At 69.0% G+C, this 523-nt stretch carries 1 pseudogene; it reads right to left on the bottom strand.

The features are described 5' to 3' along the window. Window positions 1-509, bottom strand: a pseudogene (locus tag AC1DWF_RS38490) (TonB-dependent receptor); the annotation flags it as partial. Window positions 510-523: the final 14 nt, after the last annotated feature.

Here is a 523-nt window from a genome sequence, read left to right as displayed (position 1 = left end):
TAGAGCTGGCCCTCGATGCGGCCGCGCTCCTGGATGGTGAAGGGCGCATCATAGGCCATGCCCTGCGCGTTCAGCGGCAGCACCGTGCTGTTGTTGATGTTGCGCGTGACGTCGGCGGAGGCGAAGAAGCCCGCCCGCAGCGTATGCGCCTCGGCGACGCGCCAGGAGGCGTCGCCCTGCAGGCCCGCGGAATAGTTGCGCTTGCGCGTCTCGGCCCCGACGCCGGAGAGGATCACCTCGCCCACCGTGTCCGGCACGTAGCTGATCGAGGTCTGCCGGAGGAAGGCGGAAAGCTGCACGTCCAGCGCATCCCGCGAGTGCTGCACGGCCAGCACGCCGAAGCTGGAACGCTGCCACTGCCGCGCGCGCAGGCTTGCGCTGTCGTAGCTGCTCTGGCCGAAGGCGGTGTACTGCGCCGGCTGTCCCGGGATGTTGGGGATCTCGAAGCGCGACTGGTTGGTGCCGCCGATGAAGGCCACGCGCGTCCGGTCGTCCAGCAGATAGGCCATGTTCACGAGGCCGC

Source organism: Aminobacter sp. P4_D5, assembly GCF_056401815.1.
This window is presented reverse-complemented; position numbering and strand designations above follow the sequence as displayed.